At 66.7% G+C, this 8,741-nt stretch carries 12 protein-coding genes; 9 read left to right on the forward strand and 3 right to left on the reverse strand.

What is annotated here, in order from left to right; translation table 11 throughout:
- Both A2J02_RS22115 and A2J02_RS22120 read left to right on the forward strand, forming a co-directional pair.
- On the forward strand, positions 1-226 hold a 226-nt coding region (locus tag A2J02_RS22115; protein ID WP_197478104.1), incomplete at its 5' end, for a TetR family transcriptional regulator C-terminal domain-containing protein.
- A 28-nt stretch (positions 227-254) separates the two neighbouring features.
- Positions 255-479, forward strand: coding sequence for a DUF6480 family protein (locus A2J02_RS22120; RefSeq protein ID WP_068053628.1), 225 nt, complete (start codon positions 255-257; stop codon positions 477-479).
- Positions 480-516: 37 nt separating this feature from the next.
- On the opposite strand, the gene A2J02_RS22125 is transcribed toward A2J02_RS22120, so the two are convergent.
- Positions 517-1,014 carry a 2-oxo-4-hydroxy-4-carboxy-5-ureidoimidazoline decarboxylase gene (locus A2J02_RS22125; RefSeq protein ID WP_068053631.1) on the reverse strand — a complete coding sequence of 166 codons (498 nt, stop codon included), beginning with the start codon at positions 1,012-1,014 and terminating at the stop codon, positions 517-519.
- 119 nt (positions 1,015-1,133) lie between these two features.
- Between A2J02_RS22125 and A2J02_RS22130 the strand changes: the two genes are divergently transcribed.
- From A2J02_RS22130 to A2J02_RS22140, 3 genes are all read left to right on the forward strand, one after another.
- Complete coding sequence (locus A2J02_RS22130) at positions 1,134-1,961, forward strand: crotonase/enoyl-CoA hydratase family protein (RefSeq protein ID WP_068053633.1); 828 nt, start codon at positions 1,134-1,136, stop codon at positions 1,959-1,961.
- A 1-nt stretch (position 1,962) separates the two neighbouring features.
- A complete protein-coding gene (locus tag A2J02_RS22135; protein ID WP_068053636.1) occupies positions 1,963-2,427 on the forward strand; it encodes a MarR family winged helix-turn-helix transcriptional regulator in 465 nt (154 codons plus the stop codon).
- A gap of 78 nt (positions 2,428-2,505) precedes the next feature.
- Positions 2,506-3,582, forward strand: coding sequence for a GGDEF domain-containing protein (locus tag A2J02_RS22140; RefSeq protein WP_068053639.1), 1,077 nt, complete (start codon positions 2,506-2,508; stop codon positions 3,580-3,582).
- A 49-nt stretch (positions 3,583-3,631) separates the two neighbouring features.
- Here the strand turns inward: A2J02_RS22140 and A2J02_RS22145 are convergent, their stop codons facing one another.
- Both A2J02_RS22145 and A2J02_RS22150 read right to left on the reverse strand, forming a co-directional pair.
- Positions 3,632-4,081 (reverse strand): PAS domain-containing protein, encoded by a 450-nt coding sequence (locus A2J02_RS22145; protein WP_032395173.1) that lies wholly within the window; start codon positions 4,079-4,081, stop codon positions 3,632-3,634.
- A gap of 63 nt (positions 4,082-4,144) precedes the next feature.
- Positions 4,145-4,636, reverse strand: a complete 492-nt coding sequence (locus tag A2J02_RS22150) for an inorganic diphosphatase (RefSeq protein ID WP_068053642.1) — start codon at positions 4,634-4,636, stop codon at positions 4,145-4,147.
- 142 nt (positions 4,637-4,778) lie between these two features.
- Here A2J02_RS22150 and dacB point away from each other — a divergent pair, with 142 nt between their 5' ends.
- From dacB to hpt, 4 genes are all read left to right on the forward strand, one after another.
- Positions 4,779-6,182, forward strand: coding sequence for a D-alanyl-D-alanine carboxypeptidase/D-alanyl-D-alanine endopeptidase (gene dacB, locus A2J02_RS22155; protein ID WP_068053647.1), 1,404 nt, complete (start codon positions 4,779-4,781; stop codon positions 6,180-6,182).
- Positions 6,179-7,264: a zinc-dependent metalloprotease gene (locus A2J02_RS22160; RefSeq protein WP_442971496.1), complete on the forward strand. Its 1,086-nt coding sequence runs from the start codon at positions 6,179-6,181 to the stop codon at positions 7,262-7,264. The genes dacB and A2J02_RS22160 overlap by 4 nt, the downstream gene beginning before the upstream one ends.
- On the forward strand, positions 7,264-8,220 hold the full coding sequence (gene tilS, locus A2J02_RS22165) for a tRNA lysidine(34) synthetase TilS (RefSeq protein WP_068053652.1): 957 nt from the start codon (positions 7,264-7,266) through the stop codon (positions 8,218-8,220). The genes A2J02_RS22160 and tilS overlap by 1 nt, the downstream gene beginning before the upstream one ends.
- Before the next feature lie 11 nt (positions 8,221-8,231).
- Positions 8,232-8,741, forward strand: a 510-nt coding sequence (gene hpt, locus A2J02_RS22170; protein ID WP_068053658.1) for a hypoxanthine phosphoribosyltransferase, incomplete at its 3' end; no start/stop codon positions are given.

Here is an 8,741-nt window from a genome sequence, read left to right on the forward strand (position 1 = left end):
TCGAGCACTCCGGCGCGAGCTCGAACGCCTCATCGCCGAGCGAGCGGACGACTGGGGAGTCGGCAAGAAATTCGATGCCCGACGCCTCGCGACGTCACTGGCGGCCTTGATCTCCGGATTGGCCGTCGAACATTCGGTGGATCCGGAGGAAATCGACGAGGGAGTCATCGCCGACGCGGTCTCCGAACTGTTCGCGGGAGCGATAGCTAGGGCACATCTCGATTGAGGGACACGGCACCGGGTAACCGGGACAGATGAATGCTCAGAATCCCGATCCCGACGTCACCGCAGGACTCGAAGCCGGTGGCAGTGTCACGCCAGGAGACACCCCGCCCGCCGAAACGGGAGTCGGCGGCCCCAATCACGAACCGCCGCAGCGCAGCCGTGTCATGCCGATCCTCATCATCGGTGTGGCGGCGTTGCTGGCGATCCTGATCGCCGGTGGACTGATCGGTCGCGTCGTCGGTCTGTTCGGCTGATCCCGGGTCGGCGGCCCGTCCGTACTCGGCGAACAGGTCAGTACTGCGGCCAGCCGCCCTCGGGCCCGAGCAGGCGATCCAATCGAATGTGGTTGATCTTCGCCAGCTCGTCGCGCATGATCTTGCGTTCGGTCCGATCGTCGTTGTCGAGTCGATGGCCCAGATCCACCAGGATGTCGCGCGGCTCGAAGCCCTCGGGCTCGAACAACCCGCTCCAGATGTACGGATAGCCGAATCGCTCGCAGTACGCGCGCGCCGCGGTCACCAGAGCGCCTCGCGTATCGGCGTTGATGGCTGCGCACACCTTGCTCGGCTCGGGACGCGTTGCGGCCAACATGTCCATGTCGCCGTCCGACAGCTCCGCCAGTTCCGCGTCGGCTGCCGAGAACAGCTCTGCCCGTGAGCGATACCTGCGGCCGTCCGCCACCCTCGACGCCCACGCCACCGAGCAACAACACTCGTACAACGCATGCACCGCCTTGCGGCGCGGCAGATCGTTGAACGTCTCCAGGCCGAGTCCCTGATGCATCAGCATGGATAGATGGTGAGCCTCATTCGGCGTATGCACCAGAGCTGAGCAGGGACTTAGCGCAGACGTTACGCGCCGTAACATGCGGTGCGGGGATGGGCGACTCTGCCGCTAGGCTCGCAGGCATGACGGAACGAACCTGGAAAGCCTTCTCCGTGGAGATCGCCGACCACATCGCGCAAGTGACCCTCCTCGGACCGGGCAAGGGCAATGCCATGGGCCCGGACTTCTGGAGCGAGAGCCCCGAGCTGTTCGCTCAGCTCGACGCCGATCCCGAGGTTCGTGCAGTCGTGCTCGCGGGCTCGGGCAAGAACTTCACCTACGGACTCGACCTCGCCGCGATGGCAGGAACCTTCGGTCCGCTCATGGCAGACAAGGCACTGGCCGGTCCCCGAACGACGTTCCACGACACAATCAAGACGATGCAGAAGGCCATCAACGCCGTGGCGGACTGCCGCAAGCCCGTCGTCGCGGCCGTGCAGGGCTGGTGCATCGGCGGTGGCGTCGACCTCATCACCGCCGCGGACGTGCGCTACGCCAGTGCCGACGCGAAGTTCAGCGTGCGTGAGGTGCGGGTCGCGATCGTCGCGGACATGGGGTCGTTGGCTCGACTGCCCGCGATCATCGGCGATGGGCACATGCGTGAGCTGGCGCTGACGGGCAAGGACATCGACGCCGCGCGCGCCGAGAAGATCGGCCTGGTCAACGACGTGTTCGAGGACCACGATGCTGCCCTGGCCGCTGCTCGCGAATGCGCCGCCGCCATCGCCGCCAATCCGCCCCTGGTGGTGCAGGGCATCAAGACCGTGCTGGATCATTCCCGATCCTCCAGCGTCGACGATTCCCTGCGCTACGTCGCGGCCTGGAACGCCGCCTTCCTCGCCTCGCACGACCTCACCGAGGCGATCACCTCGGTGTTCGAGAAGCGACCGGCGCAGTTCACCGGTAACTGACGTGGTCGAGTTCGCCGAGGAGCTGGGCACGCAGCTGGTTCGGCTGCAACGCCTGCGTGAGCGCAACATCGCTGCGATCTCGTCCTCGGGCGGTGTCGACGGTGCCGCGTACGTATGCTTGTTCCGGCTCCTGCGCGACGGACCGATGCGGTCGAGTGAACTCGCCGCCATGGTGAATTCCGATCCGTCGACGGTGAGCAGGCAGGTGGCTCAGCTGGTCGAACGGGGGCACGTCGAGCGGCTGCCCGACAAACGTGACGGTCGAGCGTTCGTGCTCGCGGTGACCGCGTCGGGTCAGGAAGCAGCGGCGGCGATCCAGCAACGACGAACCGACAATCTCGGACGGGTGATCGAGGGGTGGACACGGCAGGACCGAGAATCGCTCGTGACGTTGCTCGATCGTTTCTTGACCGATTACGAAACCATCAGGCCGGACCTGCCCGACCGTCGCGCAGGTAGCGTCTGATCGGCGGGCGATCCACGATCGGGGCGATCGAGGCAGTGCGCAGTCGCTCGTAGAGCAAGCGCGGACGGAGGGGATGCTGTGCCGATCGGTCGTGACAAGCCGTTGCTCGCGTCCGATGCCGGGACCCGTCGGAACTCGGTACGACTCGAACGCCGGGTGGCGCGAGGAATCGCCGTGCTGGTGCCCTCGTTCGGTCTCATCGGGGCGATAGCGATGCTGTCCTCGGACGGTCCCGTTGGACCGACGGCTGTTGTCGTGTGCCTGATGGTCTTGCTGTCGACTCTCCCGGTAGGGGCATGGTGGTGGCTGCGCTCGGCGGACGCCTCCCACATGCCGGGATGGTTCGTCGTGTACGCCGACGTGGGCGTGTCGACGATGCTGCTGACCTTCGACGACCGTGATCTCGCGCTGTACGGCGCTGCCCTGTTCGCCGTGATCGGGACCTACATCGCGTACTTCTCGCGGCGAACCGTGCTCAAGTTCCACACGGCATTCGTCAACGCGGTCATTCTGCTACTCGCAGTACTCGCCCTGGTCGAGCGGCCGGAGGATCCGGCGTCGATCCTCGCCCGCACCCTCGTGACGGTTCTGGTGGTCAACTCGGTACTCGCGTTCCGCGCAGTGATCCAGCGCCAACTCGATCTCGCCAATACGGACTCGCTGACCGGACTGCTCAACAGACGCGGCCTGGAATTGCGGCTCCAACGCATGATGAACTCGCTGGACGAGCACCGTTCCGTCGCACTGATGGTGGTCGATCTGGACCAGTTCAAGCGCGTCAACGACACCTACGGTCATGCGGTGGGGGACCGAGTGTTGCGCCGGACGGCCCGCAGGCTGACGGCGGTCACGGGCACGCGGCCGTGCGTGGCACGCACCGGCGGCGAGGAGTTCACCATCGCGCTACCGGTCGACGATGCCGCCGCGCACCGGATCGCCCACGAGATCCTCGAGTCGATTCACGACCCAGCCGACGACGTGCCGGTGACGGTCAGTGTCGGGGTGGCCCTGCTCGACGGCAGTCGATGGTCCACCGCCACCGAGTCCGGTGGCAGTGCCGATCTGGTCCACAACGTGCTGCTCGACGCCGACACGGCGATGTACGAGTCCAAGCACGCGGGCGGAAACAGAGCAACGGTGTACTCCGGCGAATGATCCGCCGGCGTACACCGTTCGTCGTTCGGGGAAGAACGTGTTCCGTGCGTCAGCGCAAGGCGCTCTTGGGGTCGTTCCACAGCTGATCGGTGAAGTCCTCCAACGCGACGAGAACGATGGTGTCCTCGGTACGGCGCAGGATCGACTTGCTGGCGCGCACCTGCACGATATCGCCGGTCTTGTCGGTCATCCGCCACAGAGAATCCGCGCGGGTGGCCACCGTCGTGAGGAACATGTCGGCGACGTTGACACCCTCCGGAGCCCGGTCGGGGAAGATGTCGTGCAGGTGGAAGTCCTCCCGCTCGGTGCGGTCGAGACCGAACAGATCGTCGAAGGCCTCGTTCGCGAACACGATGGCACCGGTGGGGTCGACCGCGAGGATCGGCACCGGGATCCGGTCGAGGACGACCGTCACCGGCAGATCGGGAAACTGAGTCGGATCCGAAATCGGTCGCGAATCGAGATTGCGCCGATCACCGTTGGAAGTGCTGTCGGTCATACGTCTCCCCAAACTATGTTTCGTCGGCCCACGGCCGAGACGAGGTGTGTGGTGCCGAAACGATCAGTGACCCGGATTGTCCGCCAAGCGCTTGAATGATGCAGCGATTTCGGCCTCTGCCTCTGCGCGCCCCACCCAGTCTGCCCCGGTGACGTGCTTGTTGGGTTCGAGATCCTTGTAATGGACGAAGAAATGCTTGATCGCATCGAGCTCGAACGTCGAGACGTCGCTCAGGTCCTGGATGTGATCCCAGCGAGTGTCACCGGCCGGAACGCACAGCACCTTGTCGTCGCCGCCGGCCTCGTCGACCATCTTGAACATCGCCACGGGGCGGGCCTCGACGATGACGCCGGGGAACACCGACTCGGGCAGCAGCACCAGTGCGTCGAGCGGGTCGCCGTCCTCGCCGAGCGTGTTCTCGATGAAGCCGTAATCGGCTGGATACGCCATCGCGGTGTAGAGGTAGCGATCGAGGCGAACACGTCCGGTGACGTGGTCTACCTCGTATTTGTTGCGCTGCCCCTTGGGGATCTCGATGGTGACGTCGAACGGCACGTGCAGTCCTCACTGTTGTCGTCGAGCCGGAACGGCTCGAGTCGTTGGGAATGTGTCGATGGTGGCGGCGCAAGGCTACCGGACCCGAGGATACTGTTGACTGGACGATCATGGGTACGACCACGGCAGTTACGGAGGAACGGTGGCGGGGCTGACACGGCGGTTCCTCGGCCCCACAGCGGGTCGACGGCGCAGGAAGAAGCGCGTGATCCTGACGCTGTGTGCGCTGTTCGTGGTGATCCTCGCTGCGACGACCGCCGCCCTGGTGCTGCCGTCGGTGTCCGACGGTGCCGAGACTGCAATCGAACCTCCGCCCGAGACAGTGCTGCCCAACCCGCTGATCACCCCGTTCCCGGAATCGGCACCGATGCCGAACGCTGCAGGTCTGGCAGCGGCGCTGGCCCAGGTGGTCGACGATCCAGCCCTCGGCACTTTCACCGGAACCGTCGCCGACGCGCAGACCGGGCAGGTGCTCTGGTCCCAGAACCCCGACACCCCGATGACACCTGCCTCGACCACCAAGGTGCTCACCGCGGCGGCTGCGATGCTCGGGCTCCCGGCGGATCATCGTGTCACCACTCGCGTGGTCCAGGGCAGTGGCGAGGGCGACATCGTGCTGATCGCGGGCGGCGACCCCACCCTCACCGCGCTGCCGGTGGGCACCGACGGGTTCTATCCCGGCGCGGCGCGCATCGACGACCTGGTCGAGCAGATTCGGCGCAGCGGAACGGTGGTGCGCAGCATCGCCGTCGACACCTCGATCTATTCCGGTGACACGATGGCGCAGGGCTGGTTTCCCGCCGACATCGCCGCTGGTTCGATCACGCCGATCGAACCGATCATGCTCGACGGCGGACGATCGAACCCACTGGTCGACGAGTCCCCACGCAGCACCACCCCGGCACTGGACGCGGGCCGCGCACTGGCCGCAGGGCTGGGCGTCGACCCGGCGGCGGTGACGACCGGCAAGGCCGCCGACGGGGCCGATCAGATCGCATCCGTCGAATCCGCGCCGCTGCGAAACCGCCTGCAGCAGATGATCTATCGCTCCGACAACGTCCTCGCCGAGGCCATCGGACGCGAACTGTCACTCGAGATGAACACGGCCGCAAGCTTTTCCGGTGCAACGGCAGCGATCGGGCAGACCCTGTACGCCGCAGGTTTCGACATGACCGGACTCACGCTCGAGGACGCCAGCGGGCTGTCGGTCGACGGCAGGATTCCGGCCAGGCTGCTCGATCAGGTGTTGACGTCGGCAGCCGGAACCGAGCAGCCTGCGCTGCGTCCGATGCTCGATTACCTTCCCGTTGCCGGTGCCACCGGAACTCTGACGGATCGATATGCCTCGGGAAACCGAACCGGAGCGGGGTGGGTTCGAGCCAAGACCGGAACCCTTTCTGCTGCAAGCGCTCTGGCGGGATATGTCGTCGACGTCGACGGCCGAATCCTGACCTTCGCCCTGATGTCCAACGACCGGCCGCCCGACGTCAGTCGCCCCGCCCTCGATGCCGTCGCATCGACCCTGAGATTGTGTGGTTGCCAGTGAACACGGACGCAGCTACGAAAGCCGACGACAGTGCGGCCACCTCCGGTTTCGCCGGAGCCGTCGACTGGTCCGTTGCGGCCAAGACCGGAGCGAAGCTGGTCCGCAAGGGCCCGGCCACCTCTCGCTACACCGCCGCTGCAGCCGTGGAAGAGCTTGCCGCCGCATCTATTCGGGCCGAGGGGCCGGTTCGCGAGACCACCGGTCTGGCCGACGGACTCCCCGTGCCCGACGCCCAGGTGGTCGATCGCGCCCGCTGGATCGCCGCGGCTGCGTCGTCGATGAAGCACCTGACCGGAGACGACGACGGTACGCCGCCGTCGGGTCTGCTCGGCGGAAAGCCGGCCGGGCTGCAGGCCGGAGCGATGCTGGCGTTCCTCTCCAGCGCCATTCTCGGACAGTACGACCCGTTCACCGGCGAGAACGGAACGCTCCTCCTGGTCGCGCCCAACGTGATTGCCGTCGAGCGGGCGCTTCGTGTCTCGCCGAGCGACTTCCGGCTGTGGGTGTGCCTGCACGAGGTGACACACCGAGTGCAGTTCTCCTCCGCTCCCTGGCTCGGCGGCTACATGCGCGAGAACGTGGGGGTGCTCTCCGACGGCACGGACGAGCCGCTCACCGATGTCGCCAACCGGCTGACCGGCGCGCTCAAGGCCCGCAAGAATCCGAACGGGTCGTCCAAGTCCGAGGACGCAGGCATCGTCGGACTGCTACGCGCCACTCAACCGCAGCCGCAACGCGACGCCATCGACCGACTCCTCGTGCTGGGCACCCTGCTCGAGGGTCACGCCGACCACGTGATGGACGCCGTCGGACCGGCCGTCGTGCCGACCGTGACGCAGATTCGCGGTGCCTTCGATCAGCGCAGGCAACGCAAGGTGAACCCGCTCCAACGCGTCGTCCGGGCACTGCTCGGCATGGACGCGAAGATGGCGCAGTACGTGCGCGGCAAGGCGTTCGTCGATCATGTCGTCGCCACGGTGGGAATGGAACGCTTCAACACCGTGTGGACCGGGCCCGACACACTGCCGTTGCTGTCGGAGATCGAGGACCCGGACGCCTGGATCGCGCGAGTTCTGGGCTAGTGCTCCTGCCTGAGGGGCCCGCACTGTTGGAGGTCAGGCGTGCGGTGCGTGGTTGGTTGTCGGCCTATCCGGGACCGGTTGCCGTCGCGCTGTCCGGTGGCGCGGATTCGCTCGCTTTGACGGCCGCGACCGTGGCCGAGGCCCCGAACGTGCGCGCCTTGATCGTCGATCACGGTCTGCAGGCCGGCTCGGCGGAGGTTGCGGCGACGGCTGCGGCGCGGGCGTCGGAGTTGGGAGTGGTCGATGCGCGCGTGCTGCCGGTGCAGGTGACCGGCTCGGGTGGGACGGAGGCCGCCGCCCGCCGGGCCAGGTACGACGCGTTGGATCGCGAGCGCGGCGACGCGTCGGTGCTGGTGGCGCACACCCTCGACGATCAGGCCGAAACGGTGCTGCTCGGGCTGGGGCGCGGATCGGGCCCGCGGTCGATCGCGGGCATGGCGGCGTTCGATGCGCCGTGGGGTCGGCCGCTGCTCGGGGTTCGACGCAGCGTGACCAGGGCTGCCTGCGTCGAGTTGGGGATGGAGCCGTTCGAGGATCCGCACAACATCGACCCCGATTTCACTCGGGTGCGGTTGCGTCAGGAGGTGCTGCCCCTGCTCGAGGACGTGCTCGGCGGTGGTGTCGCCGCTGCGCTCGCCCGGACCGCCGAGCAGTTGCGCGAGGACGGCCGGGTGCTCGACGCGATGGCCGAATCCGTCGTCGCGTTGGGTGCACCGGAACTGAAGGTGTCCTCGATCGACTCGCTCGACACCGCGATTCGTCGCCGCGTACTGCGCCGATGGTTGCTCGGCCGGGGTGTGACGTCGCTGACCGACCGGCAGATCCGGGCCGTCGACGCCCTCGTCGGACGGTGGACCGGCCAGGGCGGGGTTGCGCTGCCGGGAGGAACGCCCGACGCCAGGTTGGTGTGCTCGCGTCGGCATGGCAGGCTGAGCGTCGGCCTGGAGAACGAATGAAGGGAAACCCCGTGTACGAGGGCGACATCGAATCGGTTCTCATTTCCGAGGAACAGATCAAAGCGCGCACTGCGGAACTCGCAGAAGAGATCGCCCAGCGGTATCCCGAAGGCGCACCCGAAGGTGACCTGCTCCTGGTCGGTGTACTCAAGGGCGCGATCATGTTCATGACCGACTTCGCCCGGGCCCTGCCCATCCCGGCGCAGCTCGAGTTCATGGCGGTCAGCTCCTACGGCTCGTCCACCTCGTCGTCGGGTGTCGTCCGGATTCTCAAGGACCTCGACCGCGACATCACCGGACGCCACGTGCTGATCGTCGAGGACATCATCGACTCCGGTCTGACGCTGAGCTGGCTCAAGCGCAACCTCGCGACCCGTTCGCCTGCCTCGCTGTCGGTGGTGACGTTGCTGCGCAAGCCCGACGCCATCAAGGTCGACGTGGAGGTCGCGAACGTGGGCTTCGACATCCCCAACGAGTTCGTCGTCGGCTACGGCCTCGACTACAACGAGCGCTACCGAGAT

Origin of the sequence: Rhodococcus sp. EPR-147 (assembly GCF_001647185.1) — a bacterium.
Lineage (GTDB): Bacteria > Actinomycetota > Actinomycetes > Mycobacteriales > Mycobacteriaceae > Rhodococcoides.

Bases quoted from the DNA above. Each gene is read 5' to 3' on its own strand.
- A2J02_RS22120 (WP_068053628.1), top strand. From the start codon at position 255: ATGAATGCTCAGAATCCCGATCCCGACGTCACCGCAGGACTCGAAGCC.
- A2J02_RS22125 (WP_068053631.1), bottom strand. From the start codon at position 1,014: ATGCTGATGCATCAGGGACTCGGCCTGGAGACGTTCAACGATCTGCCG.
- A2J02_RS22130 (WP_068053633.1), top strand. From the start codon at position 1,134: ATGACGGAACGAACCTGGAAAGCCTTCTCCGTGGAGATCGCCGACCAC.
- A2J02_RS22145 (WP_032395173.1), bottom strand. From the start codon at position 4,081: ATGACCGACAGCACTTCCAACGGTGATCGGCGCAATCTCGATTCGCGA.